Source organism: Iodobacter violaceini (assembly GCF_011601265.1).
GTDB lineage: Bacteria > Pseudomonadota > Gammaproteobacteria > Burkholderiales > Chitinibacteraceae > Iodobacter > Iodobacter violaceini.
This window is the reverse complement of the sequence record NZ_JAAOLX010000005.1, coordinates 335,436-352,698: the sequence shown is the minus strand read 5'-3', so window position 1 is coordinate 352,698 and position 17,263 is coordinate 335,436. Positions and strand designations below refer to the sequence as shown.

Here is a 17,263-nt window from a genome sequence, read left to right as displayed (position 1 = left end):
CGCGATCGCCCTTCGGTCGTCTACCCGGAGCCCCTAATGCCTACAACTATCACGTTTTTTCCCGTCGAGAACGGGGACATGACCCTCATCAAGTTCGGCGACCTCGACGCAACCACCTTGCTAATCGACGTAAACATCCGGCAAGACGCCGACAACCCTGGGAAGGACATGCGTGACGTCGCCAAGGATCTGCGTGAACGACTAAAAAAAGATGAGGACGGCAGACCGTATGTCGATGCTTTCCTGTTGAGCCACCCGGACCAGGATCATTGTCGTGGCCTGACGCGGCATTTCTATCTGGGGCCGCTGGACAAGTATCCGGATGACAAGAAGGACGACAAGGACAAGAAAATCGTTATCCGTGAGATGTGGTCATCCCCAATTGTGTTTCGACGCGCCAGCAAGACGCACACACTGTGCGACGACGCCAAAGAGTTCAATGCCGAGGCTCGTAGGCGTGTGCAACTGAACCGTGATAAAAATTTCGCGGTAGAAAATGGTGACCGTATTCAGATTATGGGAGAGGACATCGACGGTAAAACCGATGATCTCACCTCGATTGTGCGGAAGGTCGACTCGCGCTTCTCGACGATTAATGGTAAGAGTTCCGCATTCTTCTCCGCTTTTCTGTTGGCGCCTTTGAATGCTCAGGATGACGAAGAATTGGAAGAGCGCCTAACCAAAAATGAGTCCAGTGTGATCATGAACATTACACTGGCCGCAGACGTGCGAACGTTGGATGGTGCGAAATTTCTTACCGGGGGAGATGCTGAAGTATTGATATGGAATCGCCTGTGGCAACGCCATAATGCCGAAGCTGATGTGCTTGAATACGACATCATGCAGGCTCCGCATCACTGTTCCTGGCATTCGCTATCCGAAGACAGCTGGTCCGACTATGGCGGAAAGGCCAAACTCGATGCCGATGCCCGCAAGGCGCTTTCGAAAACCCGTGATGGCGCCATCATCGTCGCTAGTTGCAAGCCAATTGCAGACGACAACAACGATCCACCCTGCATCCGTGCAAAGCGTGAATACATAGAGATCGTGGATGAAGTAAAAGGCGAGTTCTACTGCACGGGCGAGTATCCAAGCGAAAAATCCGTGGAACCCCTCGTTTTCACCATCACCGCTCAGGGCGTGCAGCCTCCCTCAAAGAAGGAGTCCGGCTCAAAAGCTGCTGCCGTGGTGACTTCTGCGCGCACTCCTATGCCGCATGGGGCATCATGACGGACTTCACTGCAGACGCACTGTATCAACTTCAGCGGCATCGAGGAATTGCCCGCGTTGGCGAGCCCAGGATAAGTGGTGAATCGACGCTGATTGAAGTCGATGTTGACGTTGAACTACCGAGCAGATCTCGGCGTAATGGCGTATCCGAGACTGGTGTGCGCTCTGTCGAGACATGCGTTCTGGTATTTGGCAGGGACTGGCCCCTGTCAGCGCCCAATCCACTCTTGCGTGCGGACTTCCCGCTCAACTTGCCACACATCAATCCCCATCGCGAAGGTGAATTCGTCTCGCCTTGCCTGTTTGAGGGGTCGTTGGACGAGCTGTTGCATCGGTTTGGTCTGGACGCTATTGTCGATCAACTGATTGTTTGGCTGCACAAGGCTGCAGCCGGGACGTTGCTGGATCTGGAACAGGGCTGGGAGCCGACGCGTCGAGACAGTTGTCCTTCGAATGTTGTGTTTAGTGCCGAAAAGGTCATAGCCGCAGCACCCGCTGATGGCACCATCTTGGTAGTTTCCGCAGACTATGTGACGATCAACGGTGGGCTGTATGCCATCATCAATCCCGAACTGACCGCACAAGTCGATCCCGTGTTCTACCAGGATATTCACGACGACAAGTTGGGTAAATGGGGAAATGGCTATACCGCTGCCTTCATTGCACGGGCTCCCATGACTGAAGGCCACCCGCATGTGGTCGGACACTATCAACCCGAGACGGTTGTCGATCTCGCGACGCTGCTTGATCGAGCCGCGGAGCTTGGTATCGATCGTGATGCTTTGGCTAAAGGGTTGGACGGCTACTACGGACGTTCGATTCTGGATAGGCAGCAAGACTCACATGACTGGACGCATGGCTTGTATGCGATTGTGATTCTGACTGTTCAAAGACCAGTTTCGCTTGTGGGCTCACCAGGGAGAAGTATCGAGGTATTACCCTATGTGGTGCGCTATGAACTTAACGCGCAATCGCTCCTAGAGCGAAACGCCACGGTTCACCCAGCTTTTCACTCACATGCGTTGTCTCCCGAACTGCTGGCAAGAACATCCGGAATTCCCTCAGCAGCCACATCGCAGTCTCTGGTTATACTCGGCTGCGGAAGTTTGGGATCGAAAATCGCGATGCAACTGGGGCGAGCGGGCTTCGGCTCAATGATTTTCGTCGATAACGAGTCCATGTCGCCTCACAACGCGGCCCGGCATGCGCTCATTGATCGGGCATCGGCGCTGGTCCCACCTCGGAAGGCTGCGATGATGAAGACGGCCTTTGAGTCGCTGTCGCATTTTCAATCGCGAGCGGTTGACACCAACGCTGTGACTCTCTTGGTCGATCCAGCGCAGTTTGCTGCAACCGTTCCGCAGGATGCGCCCCTCATCGTAGATGCGACGGCCTCACTTCAGGTATTGGCCGCAGAAACACAATCAACGGCCTTGAACCAATCCATTTCACGGCTGGTACGGATCGTGATGTATGGACAGGGGCGCTGTGTCGCGGTTTTGCTCGAAGGGCCTGGTCGCGTCGGTCGGGTGGACGACCTTACGGCATTTTTGTTCGAATGCTGTCGGTCTGTGCCGGAACTGCGGGCGTCAATTGCTGGTGACACATCGGAGCCGACTCGTATTTTTGTGGGCGACAACTGCCGTTCACTAACGATGCCAATGTCCGATGCCGTTGTTTCGCGTTCTGCGGCTTTGGCTGGCCTGCAACTGGAGCGCTGGCTCGTTGGCGGACTTCCGAAGGAGGCAATGCTTTGCGCCGGGATCTCGGATGCCGAAGGCCTCGGCATGGCATGGACCCGCGCCGGCCTTGGCCCAACCACTGTGCTCGAAGTGGCAGATGATGGTGGCTGGAACATTCGGATTCTGCACCCGGTCGTGCAAACAATCCATGCCGATGCGTTGCGCTGGGGTGCTCTGGAAACAGGCGGAGCCTTGGTCGGCCGCATCTCGTTTGAAAATCGAACCATCACTATTGCGGGCATCGTGGACGCGCCGCCTGACAGCATTCGAGAGGCCGCCCGCTTCGTCCTCGGAACGGATGGACTTGTTCAGAATTTGCGCACGGCAAACGGAGCCTCTTTGGGGTATCTCGCCTTCATCGGAACTTGGCACAGCCACCCGAAAGGCGGCCCACACTCGGGCATAGACCGAAATACATTGCGCAACATTGCCGAGGATGCAGGTGGCCTTCCCGCTGTGTCGTTGGTATGGACTCCGACAGGGCTCACGTGTGCGGTGGATCGCTGGTAGGGGCAAAGCCACCAGCACTTTATTGGCATAAAACGAGAGGGATGTATCGCTGACTACTTCGAGATCGATTTTCTTGGCGTCAAAACAGCGAAAAGCGGTGATGCGATCACGCTGCGCTATTCAGTGAATGGTACTGAAGGCGTGCACGTCATTGACGGTGGATATCTAGATACAGGAGATCAGATTGTCGAGCATCTGAAGACCTATTACGGAACAACTGTTATCGACGATGTGGTCCTCACGCACCCTGATCGCGATCATGCAAATGGCTTGCGAAAAGTTCTGGAGCAGTGCACGGTCAAAAATCTTTGGATTAATAGGCAGTGGATCTATGCAGATCAGTTGATTGATCGATTCGAAACTTATAAATCAGTAAGCTGTTGAAGAAAGTGCTTTGGATAGCGCGCTGAGTAGCATATTCCGGGCGATGAAGCCCGCGACCGATTACATCAAATCCCTGTGGGGCGAGGAATATTTTCCGCCTGAGCCTACCAGTCGTGAAAATGAAATGAGTGTAGCCCAGTCGGCGGTCCTGAACGCTTATCGTGTCATGCTTACTGGCGATGCCGGGCGTGAAGCGCTGCAAGAGGTTATTTACGCGCCTTTTGCCGGGCTTGCGTTGCTAGGTATTCGGTGTTTCTAGGTGCCTCATCATGGTGGGCGGCACAATGTTTCGACTGAAATCCTGGATCAACTGGTCGGTCTACGATTGGACAACATGCCAGACAAACATACTTGGAATGCCATAGGCAGCCCCGCCAAGGAAGATGAGGATCATCCTCGGAAGTCGGTGATTCGCGCTGTACCACACCGTGGTGGCCACTGGGCGGCAACCGAAAGCAAGAACCTCCGCATCGGGGCGCGGGCATTATCCGCGATGGCTGGGTATCAATTCCTCAAGCAGAGTACCCCGAAGAGCAAGATAGTTGAGCAGGTGCCGTGCCATTCAACCTACGAACGACAGGTAATTGTCTCGTTCCTGACTACGATGGTTCGGTAATCGAATGGCTGGAATGGCCGAACAGTCCCAGCGGAATGCAAAAATAATGATGGCCGCAACCGGATGGACTGCGGCCATTCTTTTTTCTGACCCCACCATCGACTCATCGGCCTTAGTAGCCACTCAAGCTAGCTGTAGTTTGTGAAGATTCTACGTCTAATAGCGATTAATTTCCAGGGGAATTACCCTTCGCACATAACATTAAGCAAGTGTGGCACCGCAGTCACATCTTGCTGTGCACTTTCATGTATATCCACCTCTATAAGGCTTAGATGTAAAGGATCGTAAGTGTAGTATTCTGTGTTCTACACACAAAGAATAGAAATATACACACGTTCCCGAGTGTATATTGCACGTTATGCATATTAAATAGGCTTGCGTAAATATGAATACAATAAGTGCCCAAAAACTTCTTAACGGTCGATTTGATGAGCAATTTATAATTGAAAAAGCATGTCGAGAGTTAGAACGAGCCAAAAAGTGCTCAGATATATTTGAAATGTATGATCACATTATAAATTTTTCGATTAGTGTGTCCATGATCGCTGATTGGATTTTTCATTTGAAGTTGGCATATAAAGATATTTGGAAAAACAAAAATGAAACTTTTTTCACCAACTGGATTCGCTTACAAAACCCAGAAGTTGCTGCATTAATCGATATATCTAACGAATGCAAACACGCACATAGGAAACATCCGAGCTTTTTTGTTGAAAATTTAAATATAAAAATAATTTTTGATGTTTCAAAAACTCTGCAATCTGAATATGAGTTGTTAATAAATAAAGGATTTTCAAAAACAACAGATACAGGTAATGTTATGTTATTTTTCCCCACAATTACGTATGCAAGGAATGAGGTGTTTTTTTTTGATTTAGCAGATCAGGCCATGGCTTGGTGGAAAGACCTTAATTTAGATTCAGCTTTTCCTGTAAATAACAAATTAATTTCTTGCTAGTAGTAAACAAGGAATGTGCATATGCATAACAAATAATTGGTGTGGGATAGCTATGCTTCCCCACAATGAGAGGTTAGGCATGCGCAACCTTTGTTTTATTTTTCAGTCAGCGCGCTGTAGCGGTAGTTTGTATTGCGGTGTATTGATATTTTTATTCTGTCCTGTAGCTTTCTGTTTACTCTGTCTATTAATACGCCTTTAATTCGTTCGCTCCATTTTAGTGGCTTCTTTATTTAGCTTTGTGGTTTACTACGAAAAACGGGGGGGGGATTTATTGTGCAGTGGCAATACGCCTAACATGTCATTCAAGCAGACAGGCCGGAACGTGCGGCTCTTTATCCAATTGCAGCGTAGGCCAGCTGCTTAATTTTGACGTTAGTGTCTGCAATTATGAATATCGCTGACGTCCATACGAGAGCAATCATCACGTCGTAGAGACGGCTCTTGGCCAACTGCGGCCTCTCGCATAGTCTAACTCAGCCGTTTCTACTAAGCACTGACCTATGTTTGATGGTGACTAAATTGGTAAGTTTACTGGCTGTGGCCAATGAGTTTGGGTGGATAAATCGAAAAAGATTTCGCAATGTGTGGTTATTCAAATCTTTTTGCTTTGACCGCTTTGGCTAATGCTAAGAGCCCATGCTGTGATCTCTTGTTCCGGGCGGACCAGTTTGGTCATGCTCTGATTTGCCAGTGGCCACAGCGCCCTCAGTAAAGCAGCAATGAGCTTGGGTTGTAATGCCCCCTTTCTAAATCATAAAGGCATAACTTCTGCATCTGTTGATTGGCCTCATTGATTATTCTAAATATATATACGTAGTAAATACGTAGTATTTTTTGGAAACTTGCGCCAGAAAAAAATACGTGTAGTATGATTCTACGTATCAAATACGTAGTAATAGAAATGGAGTGATTGTGTGAAATCCACAAATTTTGGGGTTGGCAAATCGGGAATGGAGGATCAGTACTCTAAGTTCAAGAGTATGTACCCTGTGATTGAAAAGCGACTGCTGGCGGGGGAGTCATCAAAAGTAGTACTTGAGTTTATCCGTGAAGAAATACCTCTTTTTTCGGCAAGAACATTTACAACTTATCTCTCTCGGTGTCGGCATTTAAAGCGTGCGCCGGTAGCCATTGCAGAGGCTGCTCGAGCATGGCATGAGAGTAGGGGGGTGACAGTTCTCCCAAGCATGGCGCATGTGGCTGAGACAGTTGTATCTAATGCGTCAGCTCAACCCAGTGTTGAGATTAAGCAAGAGGAGGTGGTTGCTCCTGGCAATGGCAATGTAGTCATGCCTTATGAATTTGCACCAGAACCAATTAATCACGACGAAATGATTAAACAATTTCGTCAAAGTAAAAAAACTAAATAAAGGAATTATTTATGAAAAAAGATATCAAGTTATGCATTTTAAATTACAGTGGCAATGTAGGTAAATCAACACTTGCACAGCACATGTTTATGCCTCGTATGCCTAATGCTCAATATTTTTCAGTTGAAAGCATTAATTCATCTGATCAAATTGACAGTATTGAAGTTGAGCAGTTACGGGGCAGACAATTTAACGTTTTGCATGAAGAGCTATTAGGGCTTGATTCTGCTGTTGTTGATGTGGGCTCTTCTAATGTAGAGCTTTTCTTGCAGTTAATGGCTCAGAACGTTGATTCTCATAGTGAGTTTGATCTTTTTATTCTGCCAACCGTTTCAGAAGATAAACAGCAAAAAGATACTATCGAAACAATCCGGTTGTTGAGTAAACTGGGTGTTCCTGCTAAAAAAATTCGCGTCTTATTTAATCGTGTGGAAATAGATAGCGATACGGATGCTGAGTTTGAAACAATATTAAGTTATAAATTTGTTACTAAATCATTTCAGACGCCTTCTCGTGGTATTGTTTATGAAAACCCAGCATTCCAACGCGTTGGATCAACTGGAAAAACATTAAATGAGATTGTAAATGATACGACAGATTATCGCGCAAAGTTACGAGCCAGTACCGATGAAAATGAAAAAGATTTTTGTAAAAAGATGATTACAATTCGTGGGATGGCTATTAGCGCAAATGCAAATATGAATGAAGCATTTGAAGCAATTACTTCATAAAAGTATCTTTTATATCATAAAAAACCCTCGATCAGCTTTGTGCTGTCGAGGGTTTTTATTGTCTTAGGTGTTGTGTTGACTTCTTGATGGAAGTGGGCATATTCACCAACAGGCAAATATGCCCTGTTGGGAAGATGAAATATTAATTAGTCAAAAATGATTATGGTGTAATTTTCATATCCACTGAAACTATTTCAGGATACTCAATTTTTGCAATTTCATTTTTAGTGAGTGGGCGAGAAAAATCCCAACCAGAAACAGATCCAATTCTAATTTCGCCAAATCCGTCCTTTATTCCCTCAACAGGGAATAAAGGACGTGATGAAAGATAAATTGTTATTGCTTGAGTCATTAATCTGCTCTTAACGTTTATCCGGGCGTTTACTGTAAATTTTGTGTAGCTCTCGCTGACGCTCTTCCTCGAGATAACTCATTAAGCTCATATGATCATGACTTTTCTGTGGGCTCTGTTGGCGTTGTGAGAGACTTTGGTTGGGCTGATTGTTCATTTATTACCTCTATGTAAGAGCATATTGAGTTGAGAATAAAGGAGGTGTGAAATCAATTCTTGGCAATAGTTACGCAGCAATTTTGTTTTGCTGGCTATATTGCCCTGTTTGCCAAACATCATCGAAATCTAAACCTGGTGTTTGCGGTAAAAATAAACGAACTTTTTTACCTTGGTCACGATAAGTTTGAGCAGCTTTTATGGCCGCATCTTTTCCTGGGTTATTACTATTTGTGCAGGGGAAGTCGCTATCACCAAATACCCATACTTCGGTGGTATGACTTGGGAGGATGACGGATCCCAGCATTGCGTCAGACATGGTTGCCCATGCTGGCCGCTGTGTTAATGCTGCTGCACCTAGCGATGTTTCAATGCCCGTCGCAAGAACTAAGGGACCACTATCGGGTTTAAAAAGCTGTATTGAGCAGCCTTTCATTGAACCACCGATCGGAGGCATTGATTTTTTTTGGCATGGGACTGGGGCTTTTTTTCCTTCGGGTGTGAGCCATAATCTATGGAGACTTATGATTTCGCCTTGGGTGTTGACTACTTTGGCGATCATTGCTGGATAGGTGCCCAACTTAACAAACTGGGAGCCTTGCTTTTCCCAATAAGCCAAAGAAGGATGGAAAAGAAAGTCGCACTTATCTGCAACCCCTTCATAGCCTCGCGCTTTTAAGTACCGGCCTACTGGATCATTTTTCTCAAACGGAAATGAGGACTTTAGAATCTTCTGGATCTTTTCAGCTGCATCTTGTTTCTCTTTTAATTGAGTTGAATGAGAAATGGATCTTTTCAATTCAGTGCGGTAACTATTGCATTGAATTGTTTTTTCGACTTCAACCAGTGCTTCATGAAAGCTCCAGCCATATGATTCCATGAGTAAATTAAAGCCGTTACCACTTTGACTGTGGCCGCCTGCTTTACGACAAAACCAATCCCCATTCTCATTTCTATCATGAAATTGAAAACGATCTGTTCCTTTGCATACAGGGCAAGCTGTATTAGAACCAGACAAATATTTTTTATCAATGCCCAAGCGATCAAGGATAAATAACCAATGCCCGTTGGCTAGGGATATGGTATTTTTTATCCGTTCTTTATACATTTCTATTGAACTATCGTTACCCATTTGCTTCTCCTGATATTTAATAAAAAATTAAAAGGTCAATAAGAAAGACCAAAATTGGATAAGATGTTTATAAAAACGGGAGGGAAATAAATAGAAATCACGATGTTTCCTCTTGAATAGTTAAGAGAGAACATCAGCCCGAAACGGGAGGATGTTCCCGTTGGGATTGAAGTGATGAAGGTAATTGTAAAACTGGATATGACTGAGCAAAAAAGCTCCTACTGCGTTTCTTCCGACGTTCAGGTCGCGTCCCCAATTGGGCAAAGGAAGAATTAATTTTCCTAAATAAAGTTTATTGTCTTACTTAGGAAAATCCAGTGTTGTTTCATTATTGTTAGGGAACAACACTGGATCGTTTTTAATGAGTACTTTTTAGCCAGTTCAAGCAAGTTAGCACATCTACACCTGCATCACGGGCTTGGGTTGCGGCATCAAAAATGCCGAATTTTTTACACCACGCATTAAAGTCTTTGGCATTACTAATTGTTGCCTTTGTCTTCTTTTGTAGTGTTGTTGCCTCGCATGTGTTCATATTGTCTACTCCTGGTTGGTAGGTTGCACTCCTATGTCGTTGGTTAACATAGGGGTGCAACCTACCGAAGTAGGTTGCGAGTTTAATTGCTAAGAATTAACGGTTTTACGTTTTGAATTCCTAGAAATATTTATATTATCATCATAATTGTCACGATGATTTGTACCATTAATTGAGCGTGTTTCTTTATAAAAAAATGCGTAATAAATGCCGAAAAATGACGTGGCCGCTATTACCCAAAATCCAAAAGAGGATGCTATTAGTAAAATAAATCCGAGTTTATATTTTCCTCTTAATAGCGGCCATATAAATGGTAGTAAAAATACTGATGCCCATTTTAATAAACCTAAAAGGAGTTGTTTCTTTTGATCAGGGTTCATGAAGTCACCTTTGGTTGGGGCTACAAGGCCTTTTGAATGCCTCTAAATGCATAGCGGCAGGTTTTCAGTGCTCACCTGAAGCGGACACTAGAATTGATGGCCAGACTGCGAGAACAAGGTTCTCGGCAGCCTGGCGGATGCTCTCATGACGACACGCAAAAAAATCACCGGGAGATTAGTGCAATCCGGGTGATTTTTAATGCGCAATGTGCGATGAGAGTAGGTTTCGTGGCCGCAGGCGGTCTTAAGCGAAACAAGACGTGCCAAAGCCATCCAAGTGCATTAAAAATGCGTGGGGATGGTCTTACTTGGGTAGAAGGGAGTGCCGAGGTAAAGCGGCAAGGATCAGGTTGAAATCACACATCTGTACCAAAGATGTCGAACTTGCAGAAAGCACAAGATTTTGAATAGGGACTATAGAGAGTCCTTGCTGTGTGTCTATCCGTGGCCAGCTCGCACGTCGTATAAAGCGAAAAAGATAGGGTATGAGTCATTACATTAGCTTGAGCCGATGTGGGCTGTCAAGTAGTCCTTATTTAGCAATCAATGACTAAAATTTACTACGTATGATTCTTTTATGCCTACTTCTTGCATTAGCAGAAAGGGCCACGTTTGTTGTTGAGCCGCCACCTCATTGGCTATCTTGGCCAGCGCCTCATATGCTGTCCAAGAATCACGATGTAAACTGGTCTTTATACCTTTGGTTGTATCTGAAAATTACAAATACTGCCTTTGCATAGGCGTTTTTCGTCCTGCCTGCGGCAGTTGACTCCGCCCGATGAAGCTGCTAATTTCTGCTTGCGCTTGACACAAGCCCGATACCGTCTTCCGAAGCTCCTAGAGCAGTGTTTGTAACGTATTTTGGCCGATACTTCTATCCCGGCCTATAGCGGTGGCGACGGTAACACTGCGGACTAGGCCGATAGGATTGAAAGTATGAATATCGCCAGCATTCGACCGTCTACTCTTGACGGCATAAAGCAGCTTGCCAAAAAAATCAGCCGCGAGCAGAAAATCTCCCACACCATTGCTCTCGATGTGGCCAGCCGACAGGCTGGCTATGAGAACTTTGTGCATGCTCGAAGACAGGTCAAACGACCACTTTTTCCTGTATATCTGACTGTGCACTGGCACATCCCACATCGCGACCCAGGTGAACTGCGTGCAGGCCGTGAGATGTGGCGCGTCGACCTCAACCGGCCCCTTCCGGAAATTGTTGCCAAACATCGTGTCGCCTATTGTCGGGGTCTGCATGGTTTCCGCATGGAATATAACGATCACCTGGAGCACCGCTTAGATGTCATAGGGCAGGATGCGGCCAGAGATTTGCTGTTGACCGCTGCACGCGGCCTGCGCTTCATTGAGGCCACTGGCTTGCAGCCGGTTACTACTCAGAAGCAACGTGATCGACTCAGCCTAATTACCAACATACCTGGGCGCGATCATCAATCGCAATGGTTCGATCCGCTTACCGGCTCCAGCCTGGTGCTCGATGAACCGTATGCCCCAGCCCTGCGTAACGTCGCTGGGGAGCGACAAGGCTGGCTTGGGTACAATAACTTGCTCGAAAAAGCACCTGACTGGCAGGGCATCTACTTTCCGGGCGAGTGTCTGCCACGTCTGATTGGTGATAACGCCGAGCTGTTGCAGCGTATCTCAACGATCTTGGCGAGCGTTGCTCCCGTTCCCGTTCCGGAATCATGGCCACATGAGACTGCTCCATACAACGACGATTTTATTAGTCCGAATCGCCAGGCTGATGCGAGGCCGCGTCGCCCTCGCCCCGGGCCATCCTGGCGAGAGTACAAAGGTGCCGTGCCATACGGCGGTACTGCCGGCATTCCTTCTGAATGGCGTCCCAAAAAAGCAATGCCGTTTGAACTGCATCTGCAGCTTAGCCCCCTCATGCAAGCGCTCAGTTCTGGCTTTATGTCTCGGGTGAGTATGAAGTTATTACGTGCCCGTTCCAGCCTAAATGAATGGGTGATTCGGGAGCATAAGCATGAGCACCCTGATGTGGTGTATGACTTATACTATGGCCCGCAGAGATCACCCCTCTGCAAAACGGATGCCGAGCGTCTGGAGGTGCTGTCACAGGCCCGCATCATCGTTGAGCGTGGCTACGACGATTGCAAACCACGGCGTATCTTGCTTGATGCTCTGGATGCTGGCATGACCGAAGTAGCAAAGTTACTGAGCCAGAATCAGTAATTAGAATCGGTAGTTTTGTAACATCATGACCAGAGCCAGTTCATTACTATGAACTGGCTGTTTTGTTTCTATTGCGAGGCGTATCTTTTAGGAAACCTCTGCACAACTTAAATCTTCAGGAATATTGTATCAACACCTTCGTTTGACGAGCCTGAGCATGAAAGCCAACGGACAAAGAAAAACCGCCGATGGATTTCTCCAAATCGGCTATTTTGGTTGTCCCGCCTTTTCTGCTGGGGGGAAATCAATGCAGCTGCTTGAGTCTGAGATGATCCAGCAAGTTCACGCGCAGCGCGAACATCTCTTGGCATCGGCTGAGTAATTCGGTTTTTAATAGGAAGGGAATCAAGCATCATAGCCATCTGCGATATATAGATGACCACCGGCTGCTGAGCCTTTCTCAGCATTTACCAATACACCAGGCAACCAAATAATTTTAGTTTTTGCCAGTTTTTCACCGTACCGTTGTTTGCGCCAGTGGCCACGCCGCCAGTGCGTAGGCATGTTGGCCAAATTAAGAGATAACCCCATCTTCTCTGCCAAGGCTCGGCCACAAAGGTGAATCCGACGAAAGCCCAAGGAGGCAAGCTTGCTCTTAGCGCGATCACGGTCTTTCTGTTTGATGCTATCGGTTTGCTGTACCAGTCGAGCTGGAGCTTCACTTGGGTAGCCAGATTCCACTTCTGCGTTTTCTGCCGACAAATAACACAGGCAATTAGCGGCCATACTCAATGCACGGCTAAGAACGGGAGCCCATTTGTCCTCTTGGGGTTTAGGGTAGTGGCTCTTTTCATTAAGGTTGTCATATAAGTCTCCGAAAGTGAGCTCCTTATTATTGTTTTCTGCCGGATGCAGAAATTCCACCATGCCTAAGGCCCCCTCAGCGTCATGCGCCAGATTACATAGCAGTGAGCATTTGTCCCAAGGAAAGTCTTTCGTTAATGACGATGTGAAAACAATGTCTAGTGAATTCTCAAGGGGGCCATCCTGAATATGTGCCACATAGCAGCCATCGATATATCGGCAAGGGTTTGGGCTAGGAATTTCGAGATGAGCACCCCAGTACAGGTAGAATGACTGATAAGGAAACTTGATCGCAGATAGCGGTACTTCGCTAGCATTCGTTTCGCTAAACAAAGATGATATCTGACTGAGATCAAATATCTGCTCGCCATTTTCATACCACATCTGCTCTGCTTGCCCAAGACTATCCGCATCGCCTGATCCCTCCGATCGAAGAATTTCTTCGATCTCCGAGCCTGAATATACATTGGAATCTTCAGTACTGAGGTTAATGAGTCCATCAAGATATAAATCCAATATCCGCTCACTTGTACTGATTAGTGCCTCAGAGAATCCATAGGCAATTGCATCATCAATAACTCTCCATAATGGATCTTTTCGCAGTATGGAATACCTGACAGGGTGATACGTAAACAGCCGTGCCTCACTGCTCGTTTTACTAATACGAGTCTGCCGAATTCGAAGTATGTCTGCGACTTGAACAGCATATTCTTGCTGGGCAGCAATCTTTTTTAGGGCGGCAAGATATATTGGGTCCGCATTACTCATTATCGTTTACTCATTTCCAGTTAATTTCACTCAGTACTGCGCTTGTGAGTTGCTAATAGAATCTTTAGGAAGAAGGTCATCAGCGTCAATTCCATGTATTTTTTTGAAAGCTTGTCTTAAATATGCGTCAAGTAGCATTCTGAACAATGCAGTGCGATCGGCAATCCCTACTTTTTTTCCGAGATGAAAATCCAGCATAGCTTGCTGCCTTGGTGTGACGCGCAGCGGCAGTGTTTTAGTGAAATTTCTGTGGCTTAACTGGGCAAAAAAATCATAATCGGTTTGGATTTGAGTTTGAACTACCGCTTGATCGGCAGCATCGCTCACCAGCTGCTGAATGAGTTGTGGGCAGACAGGGATATTTTCCTCAGAAGACGCTTTAGTTTCTGGGCCAAATTCAATAATTTCTTTGCCGGTGTTCATGACGGGAATGCCTCTGCATAGAATCCCTCAAACTCTGTTAGCGCTTTGTTATCCTTCCCTTTGTACTCAGTGATCCCTAGTCCCTCTGCAGATGCACGACGAAAGGCAATGCGATCACCTATTTTTGAAGTTAGCAGCGGCAGTTGCATGTGCACGGATGCAAATAGGTCACGAGCTTCGTCGATATCGCGGCTACTGGGATTAGTGCTCACTAAGTTAAGGAAGGCGCGAGCCTTTAATAGTGGATTGATCTTTTGTGCTTCCTCTAGCAGCGTGGCCATGCGCTTGACCACCCAGAGATCAAACTGGCTGGAGCGGAAAGGAACCAGTAGCAATTGGCACTGTGTTAGGGCTAGGCGAAACTCTTCTGTCTCAGAGCCGCCTGCATCGATCACTACATCATCGTAATGCCGTGCTAGCTGCTGTATATGGCCACTCACTCCAGTCCCAAATTTTGGCCCCCCTACAATCTCTGCCTTACCAGGGTGCTTCTCTGATCGTGCGGTGCACCACATGTCTGCATTAAGTAGCGTCGATGTATCTATTAAAAAAACTGAACGCCCAATGCTTGCCCGTTTCACCGCAATGTTTGTCGCATGAGTGGTTGTCCCAACGCCTCCTTTTAAATTCCCGATCAAGATATTCATTTGGCACTTTCCCTATAATTTTCAATATTTTTTAGTAGACATAAGATACACGCAACTATATTGATTTTACATAAAATTTTAGTGTGTAACATACAAATATTATTGTTGGGAGTTATTGGCGTTTTCTTTTATAGGAGCGTGGGAATGGCACAGAAGCTAAGTGAAGAGCATCAGCAGCTTTTGGATCAACTGCAGAGCGCCCGATGTATCGAGTGGCACAGCATTGATCCTTCGAGAAACAGATTCCGTTTTTATATTATTGAGTGCTTACCGGCGGATCTCTTTGGCATGCTAGAGCTCACGATCAGAAATGGACGAATTGGGCATGTGTCTGCAAATAAGCCTCGATGCCTTGTTATTGTGAAGTCCGTTCAGGAACAGGTTACTGCCATGAGAAAAGAGTGTGCTCGTCGGCTAAAGCATGGATATATGCCTGTGATTGTTCACCAGTGAGCGTGTCTTTCTTCGTGAGTAGTTAGAGCGTAGCCCTGAATAATTAAATTATCGAAATCAGCGTTGTTTGGCTGTTTTTAGCTTGTTTCATTTACAAGGTCAGATATGATTTATTTCATCTTATTTGATTTAAGCAAATAGCCTAAACTGAAAAATGGAAAATATAAAAACCTCGTCTTTAAGCCCGGAGGGGCTATTTCGGAAATGGCGTAATGCACATTGGCCACCGAAGGGAATGCGATCGTATCCAGATTTGCCGCTGTATATTGGAACTCATGAGCAAGTCGCTGAGTTTTCTCAAACTATGGGAGAAGTGTTATTAGGTTTATCTTCACATATAGAAGATACGTGCAGAGGGAAAATTCCACGTTGGTTAGACGTACCTAAAGTTTCATTTGATGTGTTGCGGGTTAATTTAACTCAAACAATCGCTAAAGCATCGAAACAATTTGCAGATACAGATCAATTAGTGAGGCGATGTGGTCGATTTGATGCAAATACGCTGCAATTGATTAATGCCAAGTTACTTGAAAATCCTTTTTTGTATATTGTTGCTCACCGTCCTTTTCATGATGTGCGAGCGTATGTATTTAGCTCTAATTCTGAACCGGATCGGTTGCATTTTTTGCAATGTGGATTAGTTTTGGCATGTACTCAGCCGGATGATTTATTGATCCAAGATCAGCGTAATATTTATCGAAAACGACGTAAGGATGCATATGGTGATTCTCTTGGTACAAGTGATACAGGTTGGTCTATTTACTTGAAATAAATATAATTTTTTTTAGTTTAAACAAAGGAGTTATATAAATATGCGATCATTAAGTGTGCTAAAAATTATGCTGCTAATGTTTGTCTTGTTGAAATCTGCCTATGCCCAAACGTCTGAAATCCAAGCTAAGGTTTATGGCGTAATGGATGGAGATACTATTTCGGTTGTTACATTAGACAAAAAACAAATTAAAATAAGACTTTCTCAAATCGATGCGCCTGAGTCGAAGCAACCCCAAGGGCAAAAGTCGAAGCAATCATTGTCAGATTTAGTTTATGGGAAAACAGTAACCATTAAGACTGAAAGTGTTGATAAATATGGGCGCACTATTGGAACGATTTTTGTTAATGGTGTTGATGTTAATTTAGAGCAAATCAAAAGGGGGATGGCTTGGTTTTATACGCAATATGGGCATGATTCGGTTTATCGTGAAGCTGAAAAAAAAGCTAAGAGCCAACGCATTGGACTCTGGAATGATTCTGCACCTACTCCACCATGGGAATGGCGGCATGGTAGTAAATTGTCAAGTTCAACTGTATCTACTTCTCCTTCATTAAGCTCCTGTGGAGTTAAACAATATTGTAAAGAAATGAGCTCATGTGCAGAGGCTCAGATGTACTTAACAAAGTGTGGACGAACTAAATTAGATCGTGATCGGGATGGTGTCGCATGCGAAAGCCTATGCAAATAGTGGGTAAGTAAAGTACTTCGTCTTAATTGTTTTTTTGCGTTTACTGAGAGAAAGGCAATAATAAAATGACATTTGAAATTTTTAAACAAGTAGATAAAGATGGTGATGATGTAGTTTTTGGTGATCATCTAATTACAGGGAGAAAAACTGATTTTATTTATTTAGCTTCGTGGCTTAATGAGGGCTATGAGGCTAATCGTCGAGTTAAATCAGTATTGGTACTTTCAGAAAAGTTTAAAGTTGCTGCGGATACGCTTTCACCTTTAGTTCGTTTAGATGTTAAGGAGGCTAGATCGTTGGTTGATGTGCTTGGGCACTTGGCTGAAGGAAAAGCCAAGAGTGCAAAGGTCTATAAAGTTTCTTTGTTGTTTGCGAATTCTTTATCTATTTGGTAATTA

20 protein-coding genes are annotated in these 17,263 nt (G+C 45.7%); 13 read left to right on the top strand and 7 right to left on the bottom strand.

Annotated features, from left to right (window positions below):
• Positions 1 to 36: 36 nt before the first annotated feature.
• The 7 genes from mblB to stbB all read left to right on the top strand — a co-directional run bounded on the left by mblB (position 37) and on the right by stbB (position 7,544).
• Positions 37 to 1,230, top strand: a complete 1,194-nt coding sequence (gene mblB / locus HA050_RS11990; protein WP_166826316.1) for an anti-phage 6A-MBL system MBL-fold protein — start codon at positions 37 to 39, stop codon at positions 1,228 to 1,230.
• Positions 1,227 to 3,482 (top strand): anti-phage 6A-MBL system cap2_3 protein, encoded by a 2,256-nt coding sequence (gene cap2-3, locus HA050_RS11985; RefSeq protein ID WP_166826314.1) that lies wholly within the window; start codon positions 1,227 to 1,229, stop codon positions 3,480 to 3,482. Before mblB ends, cap2-3 begins: the two co-directional genes overlap by 4 nt.
• Positions 3,483 to 3,605: 123 nt before the next feature.
• Positions 3,606 to 3,866 carry a ComEC/Rec2 family competence protein gene (locus HA050_RS22120; RefSeq protein ID WP_240929044.1) on the top strand — a complete coding sequence of 87 codons (261 nt, stop codon included), beginning with the start codon at positions 3,606 to 3,608 and terminating at the stop codon, positions 3,864 to 3,866.
• 10 nt (positions 3,867 to 3,876) lie between these two features.
• Complete coding sequence (locus HA050_RS22115; RefSeq protein ID WP_240929043.1) at positions 3,877 to 4,125, top strand: hypothetical protein; 249 nt, start codon at positions 3,877 to 3,879, stop codon at positions 4,123 to 4,125.
• Positions 4,126 to 4,867: 742 nt separating this feature from the next.
• The gene (locus HA050_RS11975; RefSeq protein ID WP_166826312.1) at positions 4,868 to 5,440 is read left to right on the top strand and encodes a hypothetical protein; all 573 of its coding nucleotides are present in this window, start codon (positions 4,868 to 4,870) and stop codon (positions 5,438 to 5,440) included.
• Positions 5,441 to 6,357: 917 nt separating this feature from the next.
• Positions 6,358 to 6,813: a hypothetical protein gene (locus HA050_RS11970; RefSeq protein ID WP_166826309.1), complete on the top strand. Its 456-nt coding sequence runs from the start codon at positions 6,358 to 6,360 to the stop codon at positions 6,811 to 6,813.
• Between the two features lie 11 nt (positions 6,814 to 6,824).
• Positions 6,825 to 7,544, top strand: a complete 720-nt coding sequence (gene stbB / locus HA050_RS11965) for a StbB family protein (RefSeq protein WP_166826307.1) — start codon at positions 6,825 to 6,827, stop codon at positions 7,542 to 7,544.
• A gap of 160 nt (positions 7,545 to 7,704) precedes the next feature.
• Here the strand turns inward: stbB and HA050_RS11960 are convergent, their stop codons facing one another.
• The 4 genes from HA050_RS11960 to HA050_RS11945 all read right to left on the bottom strand — a co-directional run bounded on the left by HA050_RS11960 (position 7,705) and on the right by HA050_RS11945 (position 10,096).
• On the bottom strand, positions 7,705 to 7,896 hold the full coding sequence (locus HA050_RS11960) for a hypothetical protein (RefSeq protein WP_132038689.1): 192 nt from the start codon (positions 7,894 to 7,896) through the stop codon (positions 7,705 to 7,707).
• Between the two features lie 226 nt (positions 7,897 to 8,122).
• Entirely contained in the window at positions 8,123 to 9,184 is a 1,062-nt protein-coding gene (locus HA050_RS11955; protein WP_166826305.1) for a DUF7146 domain-containing protein, read from the bottom strand.
• 358 nt (positions 9,185 to 9,542) lie between these two features.
• Positions 9,543 to 9,716, bottom strand: a complete 174-nt coding sequence (locus tag HA050_RS11950; RefSeq protein ID WP_166826302.1) for a hypothetical protein — start codon at positions 9,714 to 9,716, stop codon at positions 9,543 to 9,545.
• Between the two features lie 89 nt (positions 9,717 to 9,805).
• On the bottom strand, positions 9,806 to 10,096 hold the full coding sequence (locus HA050_RS11945) for a hypothetical protein (protein ID WP_166826297.1): 291 nt from the start codon (positions 10,094 to 10,096) through the stop codon (positions 9,806 to 9,808).
• A 936-nt stretch (positions 10,097 to 11,032) separates the two neighbouring features.
• On the opposite strand from HA050_RS11945, the gene HA050_RS11940 reads away from it, so the two are divergent.
• Both HA050_RS11940 and HA050_RS11935 read left to right on the top strand, forming a co-directional pair.
• Complete coding sequence (locus HA050_RS11940; RefSeq protein WP_166826294.1) at positions 11,033 to 12,307, top strand: DUF5623 domain-containing protein; 1,275 nt, start codon at positions 11,033 to 11,035, stop codon at positions 12,305 to 12,307.
• A 157-nt stretch (positions 12,308 to 12,464) separates the two neighbouring features.
• Entirely contained in the window at positions 12,465 to 12,629 is a 165-nt protein-coding gene (locus tag HA050_RS11935) for a hypothetical protein (protein WP_166826291.1), read from the top strand.
• Positions 12,630 to 12,652: 23 nt separating this feature from the next.
• Here HA050_RS11935 and HA050_RS11930 read toward each other — a convergent pair whose 3' ends face one another.
• The 3 genes from HA050_RS11930 to HA050_RS11920 are packed head-to-tail and all read right to left on the bottom strand — an operon-like array spanning position 12,653 to position 14,949.
• Complete coding sequence (locus HA050_RS11930) at positions 12,653 to 13,879, bottom strand: AcrVA2 family anti-CRISPR protein (RefSeq protein WP_166826290.1); 1,227 nt, start codon at positions 13,877 to 13,879, stop codon at positions 12,653 to 12,655.
• A gap of 30 nt (positions 13,880 to 13,909) precedes the next feature.
• Positions 13,910 to 14,302: a hypothetical protein gene (locus tag HA050_RS11925; RefSeq protein WP_166826288.1), complete on the bottom strand. Its 393-nt coding sequence runs from the start codon at positions 14,300 to 14,302 to the stop codon at positions 13,910 to 13,912.
• Positions 14,299 to 14,949, bottom strand: coding sequence for a nucleotide-binding protein (locus tag HA050_RS11920; protein ID WP_166826286.1), 651 nt, complete (start codon positions 14,947 to 14,949; stop codon positions 14,299 to 14,301). The genes HA050_RS11925 and HA050_RS11920 overlap by 4 nt, the downstream gene beginning before the upstream one ends.
• Before the next feature lie 144 nt (positions 14,950 to 15,093).
• Between HA050_RS11920 and HA050_RS22600 the strand changes: the two genes are divergently transcribed.
• The 4 genes from HA050_RS22600 (at position 15,094) to HA050_RS11900 (ending at position 17,260) form a co-directional block, all read left to right on the top strand.
• Positions 15,094 to 15,402 (top strand): WGR domain-containing protein, encoded by a 309-nt coding sequence (locus HA050_RS22600; RefSeq protein WP_166826284.1) that lies wholly within the window; start codon positions 15,094 to 15,096, stop codon positions 15,400 to 15,402.
• 154 nt (positions 15,403 to 15,556) lie between these two features.
• Complete coding sequence (locus tag HA050_RS11910; RefSeq protein ID WP_166826282.1) at positions 15,557 to 16,174, top strand: hypothetical protein; 618 nt, start codon at positions 15,557 to 15,559, stop codon at positions 16,172 to 16,174.
• A gap of 40 nt (positions 16,175 to 16,214) precedes the next feature.
• The gene (locus HA050_RS11905; RefSeq protein WP_166826430.1) at positions 16,215 to 16,865 is read left to right on the top strand and encodes a thermonuclease family protein; all 651 of its coding nucleotides are present in this window, start codon (positions 16,215 to 16,217) and stop codon (positions 16,863 to 16,865) included.
• A gap of 65 nt (positions 16,866 to 16,930) precedes the next feature.
• Positions 16,931 to 17,260, top strand: a complete 330-nt coding sequence (locus tag HA050_RS11900; protein WP_166826280.1) for a hypothetical protein — start codon at positions 16,931 to 16,933, stop codon at positions 17,258 to 17,260.
• Positions 17,261 to 17,263: the final 3 nt, after the last annotated feature.

What these genes read in the sequence shown, in the direction of transcription:
- mblB (WP_166826316.1), top strand. Translation starts at nt 37, where the DNA reads ATGCCTACAACTATCACGTTTTTTCCCGTCGAGAACGGGGACATGACC.
- cap2-3 (WP_166826314.1), top strand. Translation starts at nt 1,227, where the DNA reads ATGACGGACTTCACTGCAGACGCACTGTATCAACTTCAGCGGCATCGA.
- HA050_RS11975 (WP_166826312.1), top strand. Translation starts at nt 4,868, where the DNA reads ATGAATACAATAAGTGCCCAAAAACTTCTTAACGGTCGATTTGATGAG.
- stbB (WP_166826307.1), top strand. Translation starts at nt 6,825, where the DNA reads ATGAAAAAAGATATCAAGTTATGCATTTTAAATTACAGTGGCAATGTA.
- HA050_RS11960 (WP_132038689.1), bottom strand. Translation starts at nt 7,896, where the DNA reads ATGACTCAAGCAATAACAATTTATCTTTCATCACGTCCTTTATTCCCT.
- HA050_RS11955 (WP_166826305.1), bottom strand. Translation starts at nt 9,184, where the DNA reads ATGGGTAACGATAGTTCAATAGAAATGTATAAAGAACGGATAAAAAAT.
- HA050_RS11950 (WP_166826302.1), bottom strand. Translation starts at nt 9,716, where the DNA reads ATGAACACATGCGAGGCAACAACACTACAAAAGAAGACAAAGGCAACA.
- HA050_RS11945 (WP_166826297.1), bottom strand. Translation starts at nt 10,096, where the DNA reads ATGAACCCTGATCAAAAGAAACAACTCCTTTTAGGTTTATTAAAATGG.
- HA050_RS11940 (WP_166826294.1), top strand. Translation starts at nt 11,033, where the DNA reads ATGAATATCGCCAGCATTCGACCGTCTACTCTTGACGGCATAAAGCAG.
- HA050_RS11935 (WP_166826291.1), top strand. Translation starts at nt 12,465, where the DNA reads ATGAAAGCCAACGGACAAAGAAAAACCGCCGATGGATTTCTCCAAATC.
- HA050_RS11930 (WP_166826290.1), bottom strand. Translation starts at nt 13,879, where the DNA reads ATGAGTAATGCGGACCCAATATATCTTGCCGCCCTAAAAAAGATTGCT.
- HA050_RS11925 (WP_166826288.1), bottom strand. Translation starts at nt 14,302, where the DNA reads ATGAACACCGGCAAAGAAATTATTGAATTTGGCCCAGAAACTAAAGCG.
- HA050_RS11920 (WP_166826286.1), bottom strand. Translation starts at nt 14,949, where the DNA reads ATGAATATCTTGATCGGGAATTTAAAAGGAGGCGTTGGGACAACCACT.
- HA050_RS22600 (WP_166826284.1), top strand. Translation starts at nt 15,094, where the DNA reads ATGGCACAGAAGCTAAGTGAAGAGCATCAGCAGCTTTTGGATCAACTG.
- HA050_RS11910 (WP_166826282.1), top strand. Translation starts at nt 15,557, where the DNA reads ATGGAAAATATAAAAACCTCGTCTTTAAGCCCGGAGGGGCTATTTCGG.
- HA050_RS11905 (WP_166826430.1), top strand. Translation starts at nt 16,215, where the DNA reads ATGCGATCATTAAGTGTGCTAAAAATTATGCTGCTAATGTTTGTCTTG.
- HA050_RS11900 (WP_166826280.1), top strand. Translation starts at nt 16,931, where the DNA reads ATGACATTTGAAATTTTTAAACAAGTAGATAAAGATGGTGATGATGTA.